Source organism: Marinococcus sp. PL1-022 (assembly GCF_033845285.1).
GTDB lineage: Bacteria > Bacillota > Bacilli > Bacillales > Marinococcaceae > Marinococcus.
Genome location: NZ_JAWXCX010000001.1, coordinates 1 through 22,284 on the forward strand (window position 1 = coordinate 1; position 22,284 = coordinate 22,284).

General features: G+C 49.9%; 17 protein-coding genes, 3 rRNA genes and 1 other annotated feature. All 20 genes read left to right on the plus strand.

Going from position 1 to position 22,284, the window contains the following annotated elements:
* Window positions 1-94 precede the first annotated feature (94 nt).
* The 20 genes from SIC45_RS00005 (at window position 95) to SIC45_RS00100 (ending at window position 22,265) form a co-directional block, all read left to right on the plus strand.
* Window positions 95-1,667, plus strand: a 16S ribosomal RNA gene (locus tag SIC45_RS00005).
* A 198-nt stretch (window positions 1,668-1,865) separates the two neighbouring features.
* Window positions 1,866-4,798, plus strand: a 23S ribosomal RNA gene (locus SIC45_RS00010).
* Window positions 4,799-4,863: 65 nt separating this feature from the next.
* A 5S ribosomal RNA gene (gene rrf, locus SIC45_RS00015) occupies window positions 4,864-4,980 on the plus strand.
* The 16S, 23S and 5S rRNA genes sit together here, the layout of an rRNA operon.
* 105 nt (window positions 4,981-5,085) lie before the next feature.
* Window positions 5,086-5,796, plus strand: a complete 711-nt coding sequence (locus SIC45_RS00020) for an MgtC/SapB family protein (protein ID WP_319630629.1) — start codon at window positions 5,086-5,088, stop codon at window positions 5,794-5,796.
* Window positions 5,797-5,936: 140 nt separating this feature from the next.
* On the plus strand, window positions 5,937-6,401 hold the full coding sequence (locus SIC45_RS00025) for a CtsR family transcriptional regulator (protein ID WP_079475078.1): 465 nt from the start codon (window positions 5,937-5,939) through the stop codon (window positions 6,399-6,401).
* Between the two features lie 14 nt (window positions 6,402-6,415).
* Entirely contained in the window at window positions 6,416-6,985 is a 570-nt protein-coding gene (locus tag SIC45_RS00030) for a UvrB/UvrC motif-containing protein (RefSeq protein WP_319630630.1), read from the plus strand.
* Window positions 6,985-8,049 carry a protein arginine kinase gene (locus tag SIC45_RS00035; protein ID WP_319630631.1) on the plus strand — a complete coding sequence of 355 codons (1,065 nt, stop codon included), beginning with the start codon at window positions 6,985-6,987 and terminating at the stop codon, window positions 8,047-8,049. The genes SIC45_RS00030 and SIC45_RS00035 overlap by 1 nt, the downstream gene beginning before the upstream one ends.
* Window positions 8,050-8,079: 30 nt before the next feature.
* Window positions 8,080-10,536, plus strand: a complete 2,457-nt coding sequence (gene clpC, locus SIC45_RS00040; RefSeq protein WP_298788767.1) for an ATP-dependent protease ATP-binding subunit ClpC — start codon at window positions 8,080-8,082, stop codon at window positions 10,534-10,536.
* A 132-nt stretch (window positions 10,537-10,668) separates the two neighbouring features.
* On the plus strand, window positions 10,669-12,057 hold the full coding sequence (gene radA, locus SIC45_RS00045; protein ID WP_298788778.1) for a DNA repair protein RadA: 1,389 nt from the start codon (window positions 10,669-10,671) through the stop codon (window positions 12,055-12,057).
* A gap of 184 nt (window positions 12,058-12,241) precedes the next feature.
* A complete protein-coding gene (locus SIC45_RS00050; RefSeq protein ID WP_298788766.1) occupies window positions 12,242-13,366 on the plus strand; it encodes a PIN/TRAM domain-containing protein in 1,125 nt (374 codons plus the stop codon).
* Window positions 13,367-13,606: 240 nt separating this feature from the next.
* Window positions 13,607-14,302: a 2-C-methyl-D-erythritol 4-phosphate cytidylyltransferase gene (gene ispD / locus SIC45_RS00055; protein WP_298788764.1), complete on the plus strand. Its 696-nt coding sequence runs from the start codon at window positions 13,607-13,609 to the stop codon at window positions 14,300-14,302.
* The gene (ispF, locus tag SIC45_RS00060; RefSeq protein WP_319630632.1) at window positions 14,302-14,781 is read left to right on the plus strand and encodes a 2-C-methyl-D-erythritol 2,4-cyclodiphosphate synthase; all 480 of its coding nucleotides are present in this window, start codon (window positions 14,302-14,304) and stop codon (window positions 14,779-14,781) included. Before ispD ends, ispF begins: the two co-directional genes overlap by 1 nt.
* Window positions 14,782-14,834: 53 nt before the next feature.
* Window positions 14,835-16,295 carry a glutamate--tRNA ligase gene (gene gltX, locus SIC45_RS00065; protein ID WP_298788761.1) on the plus strand — a complete coding sequence of 487 codons (1,461 nt, stop codon included), beginning with the start codon at window positions 14,835-14,837 and terminating at the stop codon, window positions 16,293-16,295.
* 9 nt (window positions 16,296-16,304) lie between these two features.
* Window positions 16,305-16,522 (plus strand) — a binding site (T-box leader).
* Window positions 16,523-16,611: 89 nt separating this feature from the next.
* Window positions 16,612-17,286 carry a serine O-acetyltransferase EpsC gene (gene epsC, locus SIC45_RS00070; RefSeq protein ID WP_298788759.1) on the plus strand — a complete coding sequence of 225 codons (675 nt, stop codon included), beginning with the start codon at window positions 16,612-16,614 and terminating at the stop codon, window positions 17,284-17,286.
* The gene (gene cysS / locus SIC45_RS00075; protein ID WP_319630633.1) at window positions 17,286-18,680 is read left to right on the plus strand and encodes a cysteine--tRNA ligase; all 1,395 of its coding nucleotides are present in this window, start codon (window positions 17,286-17,288) and stop codon (window positions 18,678-18,680) included. Before epsC ends, cysS begins: the two co-directional genes overlap by 1 nt.
* 1 nt (window position 18,681) lies before the next feature.
* Window positions 18,682-19,098 carry a Mini-ribonuclease 3 gene (locus SIC45_RS00080; RefSeq protein WP_319630634.1) on the plus strand — a complete coding sequence of 139 codons (417 nt, stop codon included), beginning with the start codon at window positions 18,682-18,684 and terminating at the stop codon, window positions 19,096-19,098.
* Window positions 19,095-19,847, plus strand: a complete 753-nt coding sequence (gene rlmB / locus SIC45_RS00085; RefSeq protein ID WP_298788754.1) for a 23S rRNA (guanosine(2251)-2'-O)-methyltransferase RlmB — start codon at window positions 19,095-19,097, stop codon at window positions 19,845-19,847. Before SIC45_RS00080 ends, rlmB begins: the two co-directional genes overlap by 4 nt.
* Window positions 19,844-20,356: an NYN domain-containing protein gene (locus SIC45_RS00090; RefSeq protein ID WP_298788752.1), complete on the plus strand. Its 513-nt coding sequence runs from the start codon at window positions 19,844-19,846 to the stop codon at window positions 20,354-20,356. Before rlmB ends, SIC45_RS00090 begins: the two co-directional genes overlap by 4 nt.
* Before the next feature lie 61 nt (window positions 20,357-20,417).
* Window positions 20,418-21,086: an RNA polymerase sporulation sigma factor SigH gene (gene sigH / locus SIC45_RS00095; protein WP_319630635.1), complete on the plus strand. Its 669-nt coding sequence runs from the start codon at window positions 20,418-20,420 to the stop codon at window positions 21,084-21,086.
* Window positions 21,087-21,437: 351 nt separating this feature from the next.
* A complete protein-coding gene (locus SIC45_RS00100) occupies window positions 21,438-22,265 on the plus strand; it encodes an MIP/aquaporin family protein (protein ID WP_298788748.1) in 828 nt (275 codons plus the stop codon).
* Window positions 22,266-22,284 lie beyond the last annotated feature (19 nt).

Consider the following 22,284-nt stretch of genomic DNA (forward strand, 5'->3'; position numbering starts at 1 on the left):
AGCGGCAGATCGTTCTTTGAAAAGGAAAGACAAGCCAGAGCCCCAAAGAAAAGAACCAAATTTAGGGCATTTCGGATGCCACAGCATCAAACTTTTTACGGAGAGTTTGATCCTGGCTCAGGACGAACGCTGGCGGCGTGCCTAATACATGCAAGTCGAGCGCGGGAAGCCGGCGGACTCCTTCGGGAGGAAACCGGTGGAACGAGCGGCGGACGGGTGAGTAACACGTGGGCAACCTGCCGGACTGATGGGAATAACCCCGGGAAACCGGGGCTAATGCCCAATACGCCCTGACCTCGCCTGAGGTCAGCGGTAAAGCAGGGATCTTCGGATCCTTGCACAGTCCGATGGGCCCGCGGCGCATTAGCTAGTTGGAGAGGTAAGGGCTCCCCAAGGCGACGATGCGTAGCCGACCTGAGAGGGTGATCGGCCACACTGGGACTGAGACACGGCCCAGACTCCTACGGGAGGCAGCAGTAGGGAATCATCCGCAATGGGCGAAAGCCTGACGGTGCAACGCCGCGTGAGTGATGAAGGTTTTCGGATCGTAAAGCTCTGTTGACAGGGAAGAACCCACGTCAGTCGAACAGGCTGGCGTGCTGACGGTACCTGTCCAGAAAGCCCCGGCTAACTACGTGCCAGCAGCCGCGGTAATACGTAGGGGGCAAGCGTTGTCCGGAATTATTGGGCGTAAAGGGCACGCAGGCGGTTTCGTCAGTCCGATGTGACAGGCCACGGCTCAACCGTGGAAGGCCATTGGAAACTGCGAAACTTGAGGACAGAAGAGGAGAGTGGAATTCCACGTGTAGCGGTGAAATGCGTAGATATGTGGAGGAACACCAGTGGCGAAGGCGACTCTCTGGTCTGTACCTGACGCTGAGGTGCGAAAGCATGGGGAGCAAACAGGATTAGATACCCTGGTAGTCCATGCCGTAAACGCTGAGTGCTAGGTGTTAGGGGTTTCGATACCCGTAGTGCCGAAGCTAACGCATTAAGCACTCCGCCTGGGGAGTACGACCGCAAGGTTGAAACTCAAAGGAATTGACGGGGGCCCGCACAAGCGGTGGAGCATGTGGTTTAATTCGACGCAACGCGAAGAACCTTACCAGATCTTGACATCTTCCGCTACGCCTCGAGAGAGGCGGTTCCCCTTCGGGGGACGGAATGACAGGTGGTGCATGGTTGTCGTCAGCTCGTGTCGTGAGATGTTGGGTTAAGTCCCGCAACGAGCGCAACCCCTAATCTTAGTTGCCAGCATTCAGTTGGGCACTCTAAGGTGACTGCCGGTGACAAACCGGAGGAAGGTGGGGATGACGTCAAATCATCATGCCCCTTATGATCTGGGCTACACACGTGCTACAATGGATGGTACAACGGGATGCGAACCCGCGAGGGGGAGCCAATCCAGAAAAGCCATTCTCAGTTCGGATTGCAGGCTGCAACTCGCCTGCATGAAGCCGGAATCGCTAGTAATCGCGGATCAGCATGCCGCGGTGAATACGTTCCCGGGCCTTGTACACACCGCCCGTCACACCACGAGAGTTTGCAACACCCGAAGTCGGTGAGGGAACCCTTCTGGGACCCAGCCGCCGAAGGTGGGGCAGATGATTGGGGTGAAGTCGTAACAAGGTATCCCTACCGGAAGGTGGGGATGGATCACCTCCTTTCTATGGAGCAGTACCCCGGTCCCGCAGGGACCGGGCAGGGGCCTGGCTTGGCTTTCCTTTTGAGAGACACGATCTCTCTATTTGTTTTTTGCACGTGGGACCTTGACAACCGAATACCGAGACCAACACACACAAGCAACACAAGGCTGCCGGCTGTTTCGGCCGGCGGCCGCGTCGAAGAATGACCGCGTATCGAGTGGTTAAGAAGAAAAGGGCGCACGGTGGATGCCTTGGCACTAGGAGCCGAAGAAGGACGCGACGAACGGCGAAACGCTCCGGGGAGCTGTACGTAAGCTTTGATCCGGAGATGTCCGAATGGGGAAACCCGCCTTCCGTCATGGGAAGGCGTCCGGCCGCTGAACACATAGGCGCCGGACGGTAGACCCGGAGAACTGAAACATCTTAGTACCCGGAGGAAGAGAAAGCAAACGCGATTTCCCGAGTAGCGGCGAGCGAAACGGAATCAGCCCAAACCGGGATGCTTGCATCCCGGGGTTGTAGGACCCCCGCACGGCAGGCGGGGAGGATAGGCGAAGCGGCCTGGAAAGGCCCGCCAGAGACGGTAACAGCCCGGTAGCCGACATCCTCCCCCCGCCGGGGGTATCCTGAGTACGACGGGACACGAGAAATCCCGTCGGAAGCTGGGAGGACCATCTCCCAAGGCTAAATACTCCCTAGTGACCGATAGTGAACCAGTACCGTGAGGGAAAGGTGAAAAGCACCCCGGAAGGGGAGTGAAACAGATCCTGAAACCGTGTGCCTACAAGAAGTCGGAGCCCGTTAAGGGGTGACGGCGTGCCTTTTGTAGAATGAACCGGCGAGTTACGCTCGTCTGCAAGGTTAAGCCGCAAAGGCGGAGCCGCAGCGAAAGCGAGTCTGAAGAGGGCGATGCAGTAGGCGGGCGTAGACCCGAAACCAGGTGATCTACCCATGACCAGGGTGAAGGCCAGGTAACACTGGCTGGAGGCCCGAACCCACGCAAGTTGAAAATTGCGGGGATGAGTCGTGGGTAGCGGTGAAATGCCAATCGAACCTGGAGATAGCTGGTTCTCCCCGAAATAGCTTTAGGGCTAGCCTCGGGTATGAGAGTCCTGGAGGTAGAGCACTGATTGGACGAGGGGTCCTTCCCGGATTACCGAATTCAGTCAAACTCCGAATGCCAGCGACTTGCTGCCCGGGAGTCAGACGGCGAGTGCTAAGATCCGTCGTCGAGAGGGAAACAGCCCAGACCACCGGCTAAGGTCCCTAAGTCTGCGTTAAGTGGAAAAGGATGTGGAGTTGCTTAGACAACTAGGATGTTGGCTTAGAAGCAGCCATCATTGAAAGAGTGCGTAATAGCTCACTAGTCGAGTGACTCTGCGCCGACAATGTACCGGGGCTAAACGCAGCACCGAAGCCGTGGACTCTCCCGCATGGGAGAGATGGTAGGGGAGCGTTCCAGGGGCTTTGAAGCCGGACCGTGAGGACCGGTGGAGCGCCTGGAAGTGAGAATGCCGGTATGAGTAGCGAAAAGAAGGGTGAGAATCCCTTCCGTCGAAAACCCAAGGTTTCCTGAGGAAGGCTCGTCCGCTCAGGGTTAGTCGGGTCCTAAGCCGAGGCCGAAAGGCGTAGGCGATGGAAAACAGGTTGATATTCCTGTACCACCTCCGTTCCATTTGAGTGATGGGGGGACGCAGGCAGGCACGGCCGCGCGCTGCTGGACATGCGCGTTGAAGCTGGCAAGGCCGGGGGAGCGGCAAATCCCTCCCCCAGACGGCCAAGCGGTGACCAGGAGGGCCCTACGGGGCCCGAAGGGCCGGCACCTACCCTGCCAAGAAAAGCCTCTAGCGAGGAACGTGGTGCCCGTACCGTAAACCGACACAGGTAGGTGGGATGAGTATTCTAAGACGCGCGGGAAAACTCTCGTTAAGGAACTCGGCAAAAGGACCCCGTAACTTCGGGAGAAGGGGTGCTCCCCGGGGTGAATAGCCCCAGGGAGCCGCAGTGAAAGGGCCCAAGCGACTGTTTATCAAAAACACAGGTCTCTGCGAAGCCGTAAGGCGAAGTATAGGGGCTGACACCTGCCCGGTGCTGGAAGGTTAAGAGGAGGCGTTATCCCCCTTCGGGGGAGAAGCGCCGAATTGAAGCCCCAGTAAACGGCGGCCGTAACTATAACGGTCCTAAGGTAGCGAAATTCCTTGTCGGGTAAGTTCCGACCCGCACGAAAGGTGCAACGACTTGGGCACTGTCTCAACGAGAGACCCGGTGAAATTATAATACCTGTGAAGATGCAGGTTCCCCGCGACAGGACGGAAAGACCCCATGGAGCTTTACTGTAGCTTGACATTGGATGTGGGTACCACTTGTACAGGATAGGTAGGAGCCATCGAATCCGGACCGCCAGGTTCGGAGGAGGCGCTGGTGGGATACTACCCTGGTGGTATCGACATTCTAACCGCAGGCCGTGATCCGGCCTCGGGACCGTGTCAGGTGGGCAGTTTGACTGGGGCGGTCGCCTCCCAAACAGTAACGGAGGCGCCCAATGGTTCCCTCAGAATGGTCGGACATCATTCGCAGAGTGCAAAGGCACAAGGGAGCTTGACTGCGAGACCTACAAGTCGAGCAGGGACGAAAGTCGGGCTTAGTGATCCGGCGGCACCGCATGGAAGGGCCGTCGCTCAACGGATAAAAGCTACCCTGGGGATAACAGGCTAATCTCTCCCAAGAGTTCACATCGACGGGGAGGTTTGGCACCTCGATGTCGGCTCATCGCATCCTGGGGCTGAAGTAGGTCCCAAGGGTTGGGCTGTTCGCCCATTAAAGCGGTACGCGAGCTGGGTTCAGAACGTCGTGAGACAGTTCGGTCCCTATCCGTCGCGGGCGCAGGAAAGGTGAAAGGAGCTGTCCTTAGTACGAGAGGACCGGGATGGACACACCGCTGGTGTACCAGTTGTTCCGCCAGGAGCACTGCTGGGTAGCTACGTGTGGACGGGATAAGTGCTGAAAGCATCTAAGCATGAAGCCCCCCTTAAGATGACCTTTCCCCTCTACGGAGATAAGACCCCTTGAAGATGACGAGGTAGATAGGTCCGGCGTGGACGCATGGCGACATGTGCAGCGGACGGATACTAATCGGTCGAAGTCTTATCCACGCACAGCACGATACGCGGCAGTGGCTGCGGTCTCGGTATTTGGTTGTCAGGGCCCGACGGGCCAGTCCGGTGGCAACAGCGAAGAGGATCCACCCGTTCCCATGCCGAACACGGAAGTTAAGCTCTTCAGCGTTGATGATAGCCGGGGGTTCTCCCCCCGTGAAAGTAGATCGCTGCCGGGCGAGTTAAACCGTTTCCCTTTTCGGAGGGAGGCGGTTTTTTTATATGATGAGGCTTTAAACAAAGCAAAAAAGATAAGATATGATAAGAGAAAGGATGTGATTCAGATGGAGCAGTGGATGGAATATGAATCAATTATTATACTCATTCGTTTAATTCTTGCTGCTTTTTTGGCGGGAATAATAGGAATTGAGCGGGAATCGAAAGGCCATCCAGCTGGTTTTCGAACCCATATGCTGGTGGGGACCGGGTCCTGCTTAGTAATGCTGCTTGCCTTATTTGGCTTCCAGGATTATTTAAACCAAAACGGTGATCTGGTTGCTTATGATCCTTCACGTTTGGCCTCTTATGTGATAAGCGGGATTGGCTTCCTGGGTGCTGGCACTATTATAGTCCAGGGTGCCTCTATCCGGGGGCTGACCACTGCTGCCTCCATCTGGATAGTCGCTGCTATCGGGTTAACTATAGGAGCTGGTATGTTTTTTGCTGGTATTGCTGCAACAGTCATTGTATTGACAAGTCTTATCTTTTTAAATCATGTAGACAAATGGTTTAAAAACGTTTCTGATACAGACGTATTGTTTATAGCTATGGATAAAAAAGCTAACGAGCTTGGCGAAACGATTCAGCGACTCGAAAGTATGGAGGTTCAGGTTCAGAAAATAAAGGGTAAGGAATTTGACGAAGACGAAACACCTCTGCTTCATTATTATATTAAAATTCATCTGCCGGGAGGCGTGACTGAAACAGAACTGTATCAGTCTTTATATAAAATAGATAGCATAAAAGAAATAGAGCTGAATCCGTCCTATGATTGATTATCACAGGACGGATTTTTCATTTTGCCTTTCTCTAGCTTGAAAACAACTGAATAATATTATATATTATAGTCAAAGATAGTCAAAATCAATTTTTTGATAATAGCAAGACGAACCGGGGCGGAGAGGAGGTCGCGGGAATGAAAAGCATGTCTGATGTTATTGAAAATTATTTGAAACAAATTTTAACACAGAGTGAACAGGATTTAATTGAAATTAAAAGAAGTGAACTTGCAAAGCGTTTTGAGTGTGTCCCCTCCCAGATTAATTATGTTATAAGCACGCGTTTCACTATTGAAAAAGGCTATGTAGTAGAGAGTAAACGTGGCGGTGGCGGGTATATACGAATTACAAGGGCTAAAATTTCAGATCACGCAGAACTGCTTCGGCAAGTTTCAGATCTTGTGGGACACGGGATTGATCAAAGAACAGCTGAGAGCGTTATTATGCGTTTGTTTGAGGAAAAAGTCGTGAATAAACGTGAAGCAAATTTGATGCTTGCGGCAGTTGATAGGTCTATACTGGCCTTAAAGTATCCAGAAGAAAGGGATATTGTTCGTGCGCGGATCATGCAAGCTATGATAGAAAGTCTGCGCTATGAATAAGGGAGGGAAGATATATGATCTGTCAGAATTGCGGTCAGCGGCCGGCCTCTTTGCATTACACGAAAATCGTGAATGGAGCTAAAACAGAGCTTCATTTATGCGAAGAGTGCGCAAAAGAACAGGGGGAATCTTCTGAAACGGAGCATTCTTTCATGTCGGCTGCGGGCGGCTATACAATCCAGGACTTATTGTCGGACTTATTAAACATGGATCAGTCCAACACAGCTGGAAATGCTGAAAAGAAACAGCCGAAAAAAGCAGCCAGGCCGCTCATATGCGACAATTGCGGACTGACGTATAAACAGTTCACTAAAACCGGCCGTTTGGGCTGTGCTCATTGCTATCACGCATTTGAATCGAAGCTGACTCCTGTTTTTCGCCGGGTGCACAGCGGCAATACCAATCATACCGGCAAGGTTCCAAAGCACAGGCATGAAAAGCTGCATGCCCAAAGGGAGCTGGATGAGAAAAAACGCCAGATTACCATCCTCGTCCAAAATGAAGAGTTTGAAAAGGCTGCGGAATTAAGGGATGAAATCCGTACCCTTGAAAAACAGTTTCAGGGAAGGGAGGAAGACAGCTGATGGCATCCGAACACTTTTTTTCAGCAGCGATCAGTCCATGGATGCAGGAAGGCCCGGGGCCGGAAGGCGATATTGCTCTTAGCACCAGGGTCCGGCTTGCCCGTAATATAGAGCAGTACCCCTTCCCTGTGTTTGCTTCAGAAGAAGCAAGTGCAACACTTCTGCGCTACACTTCCTCCACTCTGTTGAATCAATCAGAAGAAGTAGGCTCTCTTGAAGCGTTGAACATGAATGAGCTTCGCCCGAATGAACGGCAGGTACTGGTGGAAAAGCATCTCGTCAGCCCGTATTTAATAAAAAACATGGAACATAGTGCTGTTCTTTTGAATAACGATGAATCAATCAGTATTATGGTTAATGAGGAAGATCATTTGCGTCTTCAATGTCTGAGTAACGGCATGCAGCTTGAAGAATGTTACAATGAAGCTGATCGTCTGGATGATTGGGCGGAAGCAAACCTCACCTATGCGTTTGACGAACGGCTCGGTTACTTAACAAGCTGTCCGACAAATGTGGGTACAGGTATGAGAGCTTCAGTAATGGTACACCTGCCCGCTTTAGTCTGGACCAATCAGCTTAGCCGTATTCTTCCGGCTATTCACCAGCTTGGTCTGGTCGTGAGAGGTATTTATGGAGAGGGCAGTGAAGCACTCGGCAACCTTTTTCAAATTTCCAACCAGATGACACTGGGAAAATCTGAAAAAGATATCATCGAAGATCTTCGCGGTGTAGTAATGCAGGTGATTCAAAGAGAACGCCATGCACGCGAATCCCTTCTTAGCTCTTCAAAGGTAAAGCTCGAAGACCGGGTGTTCAGGTCTTACGGTATCCTTGCATACAGCCGCACGATGACGACCAAAGAGGCGGCCAATCGTTTGTCAGACGTAAGACTTGGTATCGATCTGGATTTAATCAAAGGGATTTCGGGTAATATTTTAAATGAACTTATGTTACTGACTCAGCCTGGTTTTCTTGAACAGTATGCAGGAGAATCACTGACTCAGGAAGAAGCAGATATAAGACGGGCAAATGTGATCCGTGAAAGAATAAAACTTGAATTATAGATTCACCAATGCGTAGGAGGTGCGTGCAACATGATGTTCGGCCGTTTTACAGAACGAGCGCAAAAAGTATTGGCGCTAGCTCAGGAAGAAGCTATCCGCCTTGGCCATAATAATATAGGAACAGAGCATATTCTGCTCGGTTTAGTGCGTGAAGGTGAGGGTATTGCTGCCAAAGCTCTGCAGGCACTGAATTTGGATACAGACCAGATTCAGCAGGAGGTGGAAACCCTTATAGGCACAGGTCAGCAGGGATCGAAAACAATTCATTATACCCCAAGGGCGAAAAAAGTTATTGAGCTTTCCATGGATGAAGCAAGAAAGCTTGGCCATTCCTATGTGGGCACAGAACACATTCTGCTCGGCCTAATTCGTGAAGGGGAAGGCGTTGCAGCCCGGGTACTGAATAATCTTGGTGTCAGTCTGAACAAAGCCCGTCAGCAGGTGCTTCAGCTTCTCGGAAGCAATGAAGGAGCTTCGAGCTCTGGCAGCCAGCAGGCTCCAGGAGCAGGCGGGAGTGCCAACACCCCGACTCTTGACAGTTTAGCAAGGGATTTGACGGCAGTAGCGAAAGAAGAAGGCCTCGATCCGGTCATCGGAAGAAGCCAGGAAATTGAACGTGTTATTCAGGTATTAAGCCGCCGGACAAAAAACAACCCGGTTCTTATCGGGGAGCCTGGTGTAGGTAAAACAGCTATCGCTGAAGGCCTGGCGTTGTCGATCGTTTCCAATGAAGTGCCGGAAACGCTCCGCAATAAACGGGTTATGACTCTCGATATGGGTACTGTAGTTGCCGGCACGAAATACCGCGGTGAATTTGAAGATCGTTTGAAGAAGGTAATGGAAGAAATCCGTCAGTCCGGAAATGTGCTGTTGTTCATTGATGAACTGCATACATTAATCGGGGCCGGCGGCGCAGAAGGTGCAATCGATGCCTCGAACATCCTGAAGCCGTCACTTGCACGTGGAGAGCTTCAATGCATCGGTGCTACCACTCTGGATGAATACCGGAAATATATTGAAAAAGATGCTGCGCTTGAGCGTCGTTTCCAGCCAATTCAGGTGAATGAACCGACACTTGAAGAATCTATTCAAATTCTTGCCGGTCTGAGAGACCGTTACGAAGCCCACCACCGGGTAACTATCGGGGATGAAGCGATTGAACAGGCAGTGAAATTATCCGACCGGTATATTTCGGACCGTTTCCTCCCGGATAAAGCGATCGACTTAATCGATGAAGCCGGTTCACGGGTGCGTCTGCGTTCTTACACAGCGCCGCCGAACCTGAAAGAACTTGAGCAGAATCTCGAAGAAACACGCAAGGAAAAAGATGCGGCCGTGCAGAGCCAGGAATTCGAAAAAGCGGCCTCGCTCCGTGATTCCGAACAACGGCTTCGTGCAGAAGTCGAAGAGATGAAAAATGAATGGAAAGAAAAGCAGGGACAGGAAAACTCTGCAATTACGACAGAAGACATTGCCCAGGTGGTTTCAAGCTGGACCGGTGTTCCGGTATCCAAGCTTGCAGAAGAAGAAACAGACCGCCTGCTTCATATGGAAGATATCCTGCATAACCGGGTCGTCGGCCAGGATGAAGCAGTCAATGCTATTTCCAAAGCAGTGCGCCGTGCCCGTGCCGGCTTGAAGGATCCGAAACGTCCAATTGGTTCCTTTATTTTCCTCGGACCTACCGGTGTAGGTAAGACGGAACTGGCCCGTGCAGTTGCAGAAACGTTATTTGGCGATGAAGAGTCGATTATCCGAATCGATATGTCCGAATATATGGAACGGCACGCGACGAGCCGCCTGGTCGGTTCTCCTCCAGGCTATGTCGGCTATGAAGAAGGCGGACAGCTGACAGAAAAAGTGCGCCGCAATCCGTATTCCGTGATTTTGCTGGACGAAATTGAAAAAGCGCACCCAGAAGTATTTAACATTCTGCTTCAGGTACTTGAAGACGGTTTTCTTACCGACTCTAAAGGACGCCGGGTCGACTTTAGAAATACAGCGCTGATCCTTACCTCTAACGTCGGGGCAAGCACGCTGCGCCAGAATAAAAGTGTCGGCTTTGCGGCCCAGTCCACCGAGCAGAAATTCGATGATATGCGGGATAAAATCATGGGCGAGCTGAAAAATACGTTCCGTCCTGAATTTATTAACCGTCTGGATGAAATCATTGTCTTCCACAGCCTGGAAAAAGAGCACATCAAAAAGATCGTGCGCTTAATGACAGAACAGCTTAAAAAGCGTGTGGAAGAGCACGGTATCAGCATTGAAATTACCGATGCAGCACTCGATAAGATTGCCGATGAAGGTTTTGACCCTGAATACGGGGCCCGGCCGCTCAGACGTGCTCTGCAGCGTCACGTGGAAGACCGTTTATCCGACGAGCTGCTTAAAGGCACGCTTGAAGAAGGCAACACTGCTGTGATTGACGTGAAAGATGACGAATTCATTGTTGAAACGAAATCAGGCACGGCGAAAGCGCAATAAAGCTATACTCGAAACAGCTGCCTTGTGGCATATTGATGTCAGGGGGCAGCTGTTTTTCTTTTTATGAACGATAAAATCGTGTGGAATCGAAACGAAAAATGGATACAGCTCGTAGTAAAAGAGGAGGCTCGTATGGCAAAAGCAAAAACAAAATTTGTCTGCCAGGAGTGCGGGTATGAAACTCAAAAGTGGATGGGGCGCTGTCCAGCCTGCAACAACTGGAATACGATGGTAGAAGAAAAGGAAGCTCCGGCATCGAAAGCAGGCCGACGACCGGCGGCAAATGTATTCAGCGAAGCTGACAAACCGACACCGATTACCCAGGTGACTGGAGAAAAGGAAAACCGCATTTCAACGTCTGTAGGCGAACTAAACAGAGTGTTAGGCGGGGGGATCGTGCCCGGATCACTCGTGTTGGTCGGGGGAGACCCGGGGATCGGGAAGTCAACGCTGCTTCTGCAGGTTTCTGCTCTGCTTGCTTCTCAGAAGTACCGTGTCCTTTATGTTTCCGGAGAGGAATCGGTCAAGCAGACGAAAATGAGAGCGGAACGCCTCGGTGTGGAAGCAGATACGCTGTTTGTCTTTACAGAAACAAATATGGAGCGGATCGAAGCGGCGATGGAGGAAGTGAAGCCGGATCTTGTAATTATCGATTCGATTCAGACCGTCCATTCGGATGAAATTCAGTCGGCGCCCGGAAGCGTAGCGCAGGTGCGTGAATCAACCTCGACCTTTATGCACATTGCAAAAAATCAGGGCATTGCTGTATTTGTTGTAGGACACATGACTAAGCAGGGGTCGATTGCCGGACCGAAAATGCTCGAGCATATGGTGGATTCCGTGCTTTATTTTGAAGGCGAGCAGCATAATACGTACCGGATTTTACGGGCCGTGAAAAATAGATTTGGCTCGACGAATGAAATCGGGATCTTTGAAATGAAAGAGGCAGGCCTGAAGGAAGTAACAAATCCTTCAGAAATTTTTCTCGAAGAGCGGACGGAAGGCACATCGGGCTCGGCTGTTGTAGCTTCTCTGGAGGGGACCCGGCCGGTGCTTGTAGAACTGCAGGCACTGATCGCCCCTACGAGCTATGCTTACCCGCGGCGGACAGCTACAGGAATCGATCAGAACCGGATTGCACTTCTGATGGCAGTGCTTGAAAAGCGTCTTGGCATGCTTCTTCAAAACCAGGATGCCTATATTAACGTCGCCGGAGGCGTGAAGCTCGACGAACCGGCAGTTGATCTTGGTATTGCTATATGTGTTGCCTCGAGCTTTCGGAACCAATCCACGAACCCGGGGGACATTGTCATGGGAGAAGTCGGTCTTACCGGAGAAATCCGGCGTATTTCCCGGGTGGAGGAGCGCGTGAAAGAAGCAGCGAAGCTTGGATTTTCGCGGGCGATAATTCCATCGAAGAACATTGGTGGCTGGACATTTCCCGAAGGCATTCAGGTAGTAGGCGTCAAAACGCTTGAAGAAGCACTGGACGCTGCACTCGACCCGGCGCCGCTCAGATAAATTAAAGATGAAGGTCCTGATCGCTCTAGTAGGACCTTCACTATCCTTTTACCTAATAATTAAGAAAATTCAACGATTTTATGAACATATTGTATCAAATTGTCCAAAGTTATGATAAATATGACGTTAGTGGTTTGTACCAGAGGAAAAATGTTTATAATACACTTAAGGAGGTGTTTGGAAAGTGTTGGAAAAAATTGTACAGTTATTTTTTGTTCTTGCCGGTATTACGTTAGGATTTCTTTATATTCCTGAACTTATTTCTTTATTTCCTTTTTATACGTTTCCTGACTGGGTCTACAACACCTATATCGGCGCTACTGTTGGAGCGGTAATCGTGGGGTTTGTGTTTTGGGCCGTGAGCCTTTGGATCGCGGGGCCAATCGTCAACGGCATGCGATTCCTGGAAGAGAAGGTCGTGAAAGCTCCTGTCACAGACGTATTGTTCGGTACGCTCGGACTGATTTTCGGACTGGTGGTCGCCTTTCTTATTTCCCTTCCGCTCAATTCTATCCGTATTCCCGTAATTGATTCCGTGCTTCCCTTATTTTTATCCTTTTTCTGCGGCTATTTTGGCTTCCAGATTGGATTTAAAAAGCGTGATGAACTGTTGGGTCTTTTTTCAAGCTCAAAAAACGCTGCAGCAAAGGAAGAAGCAGCGCTGGCAGCTGCAGCCGCTTCAGAAGAAAATCAGGCATGGGAGAAGCTGCTCGATACAAGCGTGATTATTGACGGGAGGATTGCAGATATCTGCCAATCAGGATTTATTGAGGGGAAGCTGGTGATCCCGGAATTTGTACTTGAAGAGCTTCAGCATATTGCGGACTCTTCAGATGTATTAAAGCGTAACCGGGGTCGTCGCGGACTCGATATCCTAAACCGTATTCAAAAGGAACTTCCTATCGAAGTAGAGATTACGGATACTGATTTTGAAGACATTCATGAAGTGGACAGTAAGCTGGTGAAGCTTGCGAAAGTACGAAATGGTATTGTTGTGACCAATGACTTTAACTTAAATAAGGTGTGCGATCTTCAGGGTGTCAGCGTGTTAAACATTAATGATTTGGCGAATGCGGTCAAACCGGTAGTTCTTCCTGGCGAGGAAATGATGGTCCAGGTGATCAAGGACGGGAAGGAACAAAGCCAGGGAATTGGATACTTAGACGATGGCACAATGATTGTAGTCGAAAGCGGGAAAGGCTATATCGGCCAGGAAATAGAAGTGGTAGTTACGAGCGTTCTGCAGACGAGTGCGGGACGGATGATATTTGCAAAACCAAAGGTATCAAAACGCGAAAAAGCTTTATAATGAGATGCCCTGTGCCTGCGCAGGGCTTTTTTATGTAGATTTCCATCAGATATAAACAGCCGGCAGCTTTTCCTTTAGGGCAAGTTTTGGTAAAATTAATGTTTGATAAGCGGCGCGGTAGAATATATAGGGCGTTTTTCGGGTATCAGCATATTATTAACAGGCGGACTTTGCTGTAAGAGCAGAGAAAACGCGTTACATAACACCGGGACTACAATGTCTTGAAATTGGAGAGGTACTATGAACTATGCGGTAGTCATTCCTGCAGCCGGCCAGGGGAAACGAATGCAGGCAGGCCATAATAAACAATTTCTCGTTTTAGAAGAACGGCCATTAATAATTCATACTGCATCTGTTTTCGAGCAGGATCCGTGGTGTAGAGAAATTATTGTTGTTGCCAACGCTTCAGAAATTTATGACATGGAAGAGCTTTTCGAAGAGTGGGGCATTCGGAAGGTGAAGCAGGTGGTGGTGGGCGGAAACGAACGCCAGAATAGTGTGCATGAAGGGTTGAAACGCCTTCTTCCCGAGCACCGGGTCGTTCTGGTGCACGACGGGGCCCGCCCGTTCGTCGAACAGGAAGATATCCACCGTCTCGTGGAACAGGCCGAGCAAACGGGAGCAGCGGTGCTTGGCACAAAAATGAAAGATACCGTCAAACGTACCGATGGGGCGACGGTGCTTGAAACGATCGACCGTTCCAGCTTGTGGGCAGTACAGACTCCACAGGCGTTTCAGGCAGCAGTGGTGATGGAGGCCTACGATTACGCAGCGGCCCACCAGATTATCGGCACAGACGATACCAGCCTGGTAGAATACATGGGCCGGCCGGTAAAGATTGTGGAAGGAAGCTACGATAACATTAAGCTGACTACTCCTGAAGACATGGTGGTGGCCCGGGCGATTTTGCAGAAGCGAAGAGAGGGAAGAAAGTAATGAGAATTGGACATGGATATGATGTACACCAACTGCAGGAAGGCCGCCCTTTAATACTGGGAGGCATAAACATTCCTCATGATAAAGGACTCCTTGGACATTCGGATGCGGACGTTTTACTTCATGCAGTAACAGATGCGATACTGGGGGCAGTCGGGCTGGGCGATATCGGCAGGCATTTTCCGGACACGGATCCTGAATTTAAAGATGCTGATTCTGCAGACCTGCTTTCTCATGCCTGCAGTCTTGTACAAGCACAGGGATGGAAGCTTGGAAATGTCGATGCGACTATACTGGCCCAGCAGCCAAAAATGGCACCGCACATTCCGAAAATGAAAAAGCGGATCGGTGAACTGCTTGAAGCAGAAGCAGAGGACCAGGTGAACGTAAAAGCGACGACTACAGAAAAGCTTGGGTTTGTCGGCCGAAAAGAAGGTATTGCTGCTCATGCTGTTGTACTTCTGCAGCCGGCTGATTAAATATATGTAAAAATAGAGGATATAAAAAAGAAAGTCTACGGAGGGTGAAGGAAATGAGTGAAAAAGTACGTGTACGGTTTGCGCCGAGTCCGACCGGCCATCTTCATATCGGAGGAGCGCGCTCGGCACTGTTTAATTATTTATTCGCCAGAAGCCAGGGCGGAGATTTTATTCTGCGCATTGAAGATACAGATCAGGAGCGTAACGTGGAAGATGCTACTGCCCGTTTAATGGAAAGCCTGCGCTGGCTTGGCATCGAATGGGATGAAAGCGTGGATGTCGGCGGCCCGCATGCGCCTTATCAGTCGATGGAACGAATCGATCTGTATAAAGAATACGTCCAGCGTCTTCTCGATGAAGGCAAGGCCTATTACGACTACATGACAGAAGAAGAGCTTGCCCAGGAACGAGAAGAGCAGATGGCCCGTGGGGAAGCGCCGAAATACAGCGGGCGTGACAGAGACCTTACGCCGGCGCAGCGGAAAGCATACGAAGACCAGGGGATTAAGCCGGTCGTTCGTTTTCGTGTTCCGGAAGGACAGAGCGTCATCATTGATGACGTGGTAAGAGGAAACGTTATTTTCGAGTCCAACGACATTGGGGACTTTGTCATAGCCCGTAAAGACGGCATACCAACATACAACTTTGCGGTAGTGATTGATGATCATTTGATGGAAATTTCCCACGTGATCCGTGCAGAAGAGCATCTTTCCAATACACCGCGGCAGGCGCTGGTCTATGATGCCTTTGACTGGGAAAAGCCGCGTTTTGCCCACGCATCACTGATTTTGAATCCGAACCGCCAGAAAATGAGCAAGCGTGACGGATCTGTCATCCAATTTGTCGAACAATACCGTGATCTTGGATACCTGCCGGAAGCTATCGTGAACTTCCTGGCGCTGCTCGGGTGGTCTCCAAAAGGAGAAGAAGAGCTGTTTACCATTGAAGAATTAAAAGAACAGTTTTCGCTTGAGAGGGTCTCCAAGGCCCCGGCGGTCTTTGATACAGACAAGCTTGCCTGGATGAACAACCAGTATGTAAAAGAAGCGGACACAGAACGTCTGACACTGCTTGCACTTCCGCATCTTCAGGAAGCAGGAAAGCTGCCGGCAAAGCTTTCGGAAGAACAGTACGAGTGGCTGAAGCAGCTTGTCGGCATCTATCAGGAGCAAATGCATTATGCAGCAGAAATTGTCGAGCTGACAGATTTGTTCTTCAAAACAGAAATTGACTATACCCAGGAAGCCCGTGAGGTGCTCGAGCAGGAGCATGTAAGCACCGTGCTGGAGCACTTCTCGAAAGAGCTCGACGAAGCTCCGGACTTTGAACCGGAAACGGTGAAAAAAGCGGTAAAGGCTACCCAGAAAGCGACAGGCTATAAAGGCAAGCAGCTGTTTATGCCGGTCCGGGTGGCGACAACTGGTCAGACGCACGGACCGGAGCTGCCGGTAGCTATTTCGCTCCTTGGAAGAAACGTTGTACAGGCAAGGCTGCAGCAGGTCCTCTCTTCATAAATAAATATCTGTAAAACTATGACAGGAAGAAGTAAAAAACAACAGGCTTTATACAGAGATGCTCTCCGGTGGCTGAGAGAGGGCACTGAGCCGGTTTTTGAAATGCGTCCTGGAGTCCTCTGCTGAATATAGTAGGCAGCGGCGGCGTGCTCCGTTATGGCAAAAAGAGAAGTGCCTGTCCCGGCGCTTAAACAGAGTGGAACCGCGCTAAAAAAAGCGTCTCTGTGCGAATTCGCACAGAGACGCTTTTTTTATTGATATACTAAGCATACAAATATGAAAGCTTGAGAGAAGGCATAGAAAGTGGGGAAGCACCATGTGGAAAACGCTGAAAAATGATTTGGACGTCGTGTTTGACCAGGACCCGGCAGCACGGAACCGTCTGGAGGTGGTCTTCACGTATGCAGGTGTTCACGCTGTATGGTCACATCGTTTCGCTCATTGGCTGTGGAAGAAAAAAATGTTTTTCCTGTCACGGGTAATTTCACAGCTCAGCCGTTTTATTACCGGAATTGAAATTCATCCAGGAGCCGTAGTTGGCGAACGGCTATTTATCGACCACGGCATGGGAGTCGTTATCGGGGAAACATGTGAAATCGGTGATAATGTAACGATTTTCCAGGGAGTCACTTTAGGTGGTACGGGTAAAGAAAAAGGCAAGCGGCATCCGACGATTGAAGATCATGTATTAATCGCAAGCGGGGCTAAGGTGCTCGGTTCCATGACGATTGGAAAGCATTCCCGCATCGGTGCAGGTTCGGTCGTATTAAATGAAGTGCCGCCAAACTCAACGGTCGTCGGCATTCCGGGAAAGGTGGTTGTGCAGGATGGCGTCAAGATCAACAGAAACTCGCTCGACCACCAGAACCTACCGGACCCGGTAGCTGACAAGCTTCGTTCCCTTGAAGAGGAGATCGAAATGCTGAAAGAGCGGCTCCCGGAGCACGAAAGCGCAGACCATGAACAATCGGTGAAAGGAAGAGAGCAGTAATGGCGATTCATATATACAATTCATTAACCAATCAAAAAGAACTGTTTCAACCGATAGACCCGGACCGGATCACAATGTACGTGTGCGGGCCGACTGTGTACAACTACATTCATATCGGCAATGCCCGTCCTGCTATTGTTTTTGATGCTGTCCGCCGCTATCTGATGTACCGTGGATACAATGTGTACTACGTGTCGAATTTCACCGATGTGGATGACAAAATTATTAAAGCTGCCCAGGAAATGAATGAAGAAGTGCCGGTGCTCGCTAATCGTTTTATCGACACGTACCTTGAAGATATCGAATCGCTCGGAGTTGAAAAAGCGGATCTTCATCCGCGGGCGACCGAAACAGTGACAGAAATGATCGAGTTTATCGAGCAGCTGATCGCAAAAGGATTTGCCTATGAATCAAACGGCGATGTGTATTACCGCACAAAGAAATTCAAAAACTACGGAAAGCTTTCCTCGCAGTCGGTCGGAGATCTGCAAATGGGTGCGCGAATCGAAGTAGGCGAACAGAAAGAGGACCCGATGGATTTCACGCTCTGGAAAAAAGCGAAGGAAAACGAAATTGCGTGGAACAGCCCGTGGGGCGAAGGGCGCCCGGGATGGCATATTGAATGCTCGGCGATGGTGAAGAAATATATGGGAGACACTATAGATATTCATGCCGGCGGCCAGGATTTAAAATTCCCCCACCACGAAAACGAAATTGCCCAGACGGAAGCATTGACCGGCAAGCCGATGGCCAACTACTGGATGCACAACGGCTATATTAATATTAATAATGAAAAAATGTCGAAATCGCTCGGAAATTTCGTGCTGGTGCATGACATGATTCAGCAGCACGATCCGGAAGTGATCCGCTTTTTCATGATGCAGGCGCACTACCGCAATCCTATTAACTTTGATAACGATTTGCTTGAATCGGCCAGAGCCGGGCTGGAGCGGCTGCGCTCCACGCTTGAAAACGTCAAGCACCGCCGGGGTGAAAGTGCGGACGGCGGCAGCGGAGAAGGCCGGGAGGCGGCCGAACGGGCCAAGGTGCGCTTTCTGGAGGAAATGGATGATGACTTCAACACGGCAAATGCCATCAGTGTACTGTTTGACCTGGCCCGGGAAGCAAATAAATATATGCAGCAGCCACAGACAAGTATCGCCTCACTGGATGCGATTATTGAAACGATGACAGAAATTGGGGACGTGCTGGGGGTATCTTTGGAAAAAGAGGAGGAAATGCTCGATGAAGACATCGAACAGCTTCTCAAAGAGCGGGTGGAAGCAAGAAAAAATAAAAACTTTGCCCGTGCCGATGAAATCCGGGACCAGCTCGAGAACGACGGAATTTTATTAGAAGATACGCCACAGGGAACCCGGTGGAAGAGGAAGTAGCATGATAAACTATAGTAAAGTAGATGAAAAGCAGTTAAATGCTCTGGCGCTTGCGTATATGGGAGATGCAGTGCTTGAAACCCACATCCGTCATTATTTAATTTCGGAAGGGAAAGTGCGGCCGCAGGAGCTGCATAAGCAGGCTACCTCCTACGTATCGGCTCAGGCCCAGGCGGAAGTACTTCGGTCCATGTGGGAGGAAGGGTATTTAACTGAAGAGGAGACAGCCGTAGCCAGACGTGGACGCAACGCGAAATCCGGAAGCATCCCCAAAAACACGGACCTGGCCACCTACCGTATGAGTACAGCGTTTGAAGCAGTGATTGGGTATCTGTATTTTGCCGGCAGACAGGAACGGGTGAACGAAATTATTGCATTTGCGATAGACAAAACACAAGAAAGAGGCCAGTCATTATGAGCCAGGAATGGATCGCGGGGAAAAATCCTGTTATAGAAGCGTTGAAAGCCGACCGGAAAATTGAAAGAATTATGATCGCAGATACTGCCAAAAAAGGAGCAGCACAGGAAATAAGAGCTCTGGCAGGAAAAAAAGGAATAGCAGTGCAGGAGGTTTCAAAGAAAAAACTTGATGAGCTCGATGCAGGCGTACACCAGGGAGTAGCGGCGGCTGTGCCGGCTTATCAGTACGCAGGAATGGAGGATTTATTCCGAAAAGCAGAAAAGCAGCACGAGGACCCTTTTTTCCTTGTCCTGGACGGGGTGGAGGATCCTCATAATCTGGGTTCCATGATACGGACGGCGAATGCCTCCGGCGTACACGGCGTCATTATTCCGAAAAGACGGGCTGCAGGTGTGACCCAAACCGTAGTAAAAACATCGGCCGGAGCCGTCGAATATGTGCCGGTAGTCCGTGTAACAAACATTAATAAAACGCTCGATGAATTAAAGGAAAAAGGCCTTTGGATAGCCGGGACGGGAATAGAGAACGCCTCTGATTACAGGCAGATGCAGGCAGACATGCCGCTTGCTCTGGTAATCGGAAACGAAGGAAAGGGATTGAGCCGGCTTGTAAAGGAAGCCTGTGACTTTCTGGTACAGATTCCGATGCACGGAGCAGTTACTTCATTGAACGCTTCTGTCGCCGGTGGTGTTCTAATGTATGAAGTGATGCGTAAAAGACAGGAGAAGGGCAGGCAGACACCATGAAGGACATTCTTCTCGTAGATGGATATAACGTGATTGGCGACTGGCCGGAGCTGAAGCCGCTCCGGGCCGGTCATCTGGAAGAGGCACGGGACCGGCTTATTGATGCCATGGCGGAGTACCAGGCGTATAAAGGATGGAGAGTTATTGTTGTTTTCGACGCCCATATGGTTCCCGGCATTGGGAAAAACTATCAGCTGAAACGTGTGGAGGTAGTATATACGAGAGAACACGAAACAGCTGATGAGCGCATCGAAAAATTAGTCGGAGAGTTAAAAAACGTGGAAACGAGGGTACACGTCGCCACCTCTGATTATGCTGAACAGTCAATGACGTTTGGGAGCGGGGCATTAAGAAAATCAGCACGGGAGCTCCGGCATGAAACAAAGCTTGTCGAAAAAGGCATCGAAGAACAGCTTGAAAATCAAAAAAAAGCAATTCATAAGACTACTCTTCCTATTACGGAAGAAATGGCAGAAATTTTCGACAAATGGCGCAAAAGGGATCTGTAGGCAGTTGACGCTCTTATGAACACTCCGATATAATGATTGCTATATTTATACTACTACGCGCATGGGCGGAGGGATTGTATTGAGTACAGACCTCAAGAAACCGGAACAACGTCAAACCACCCGAACCGAAGATGAAATACTGATTGAATTTGCACGTGCAGGCGATAACCAGGCGTTAGAACGACTGATTGAGAAATACCGGCATTTAGTGCGGGCGAAATCGCGATCGTATTTTCTCATCGGGGGAGATTATGAAGATATTATACAAGAAGGAATGATCGGGCTGTATAAAGCTGTACGAGATTTCCGGGGGGACAAACTATCCTCTTTCCGTGCCTTTGCTGAGTTGTGTATTACAAGGCAGATCATTACAGCTATAAAGACGGCGACGAGACAGAAGCATTCGCCGCTGAACTCATATATCTCGTTGGATAAACCAGTGTATGAGGAAGATTCGGAACGCCCGCTGCTTGATATTTTAGTAGAGACCCACGCCAAAAGTCCGGAGGATCTGCTGATTATCAGAGAGAAGCAGGAGGACATGGAAACGAAAATTGGCAGTGTGCTGAGTGAACTTGAACAGCAGGTGCTGCAGCTCTACATCGATGGTCGTTCTTACCAGGAAATGTCCGGACTGCTCGGCAGAAGAAATAAATCAATCGACAATGCGCTTCAGAGAATCAAGCGAAAACTCGAAAACTGTGAAGAGTGGAATGCGTTAATCTCTTGAAGGACGGGCTTTGCATACCTTTTAATTTCAGAAAAATCAAAAATAATTATGTGACAAGTTATTGACAGCGTTTTCTCATAGTGGTAAGATTTATTTAAGTTAATACGTTAGGTTGAGTATATGAAAGCCGCACACCAGTCATTCCATTGGGATACGTGTGCGGCTTTTTCTAGGCTCACCCGGTTATTTCCGGTTGTTCATGCTAATTTTTATTCATTATTATGAAAGCGTTTTTCTGGAAAATAACTGGGGTTAAAGGTCTGGGTCTTACGGCGCCGCAACAAATAATAAGACGAACCGCCTAACGTTATGACGATAAGTAAGCTTTAATAAAAAAAGGAGGAAGAAAAAATGTCTGTTTATTTAGCGGAGCTTATCGGTACGATGATTCTTATTATCTTTGGCGGCGGCGTAGTTGCTAACATCAGTCTGAATAAATCAAAAGCTCAAGGCGGAGGCTGGATTGTAGTGGCGCTTGGGTGGGGGTTTGCAGTGGCAATGGCAGTTTACGCAGTAGGCCAGTTCTCCGGAGCGCACATTAACCCGGCAGTAACTCTCGGTCTTGCTTCTGTTGGGGAATTCGCATGGTCCCAGGTTCCGGGCTACATTATTGCTCAATTGATTGGTGCTGCGTTAGGCGGCGTAGTAGTTTATCTTCACTTTCTCGGGCACTGGAAGGAAACGGATGACCCGAATACAAAGCTTGGTGTGTTTTCAACCGACCCTGCTCTTCCGAACCGGTTTAACAACTTTCTGAGCGAATTTATCGGCACAGCTGTTCTTGTAGGCGGTATTTTAGGAATTGGCGCAAACCAGTTTACTGAAGGATTGAATCCTCTGATTGTCGGTTTTCTGATTGTAGCGATCGGCCTGTCGCTCGGCGGTACGACCGGGTATGCGATCAATCCGGCACGTGACCTTGGTCCGCGTATTGCACACGCATTGCTTCCAATTCCGGGCAAAAGAGATTCCAACTGGTCCTATGCCTGGATTCCAGTAGTAGCACCGGCAGCCGGCGGTGTGTTTGGTGCAATGGTTTACCGTTCGTTCTTCTTAGGAGAAGGCGCAATGGCACTGATGATTTACTCGGTCATCGTAGCAGTTTTCTTAGGAGGCCTGTACTACATGGGCCGGCGCTCTGCCAAAACGATTATGTCCAACCCTGAAGTGAAAAACTAATACAACTTATATACGAAAG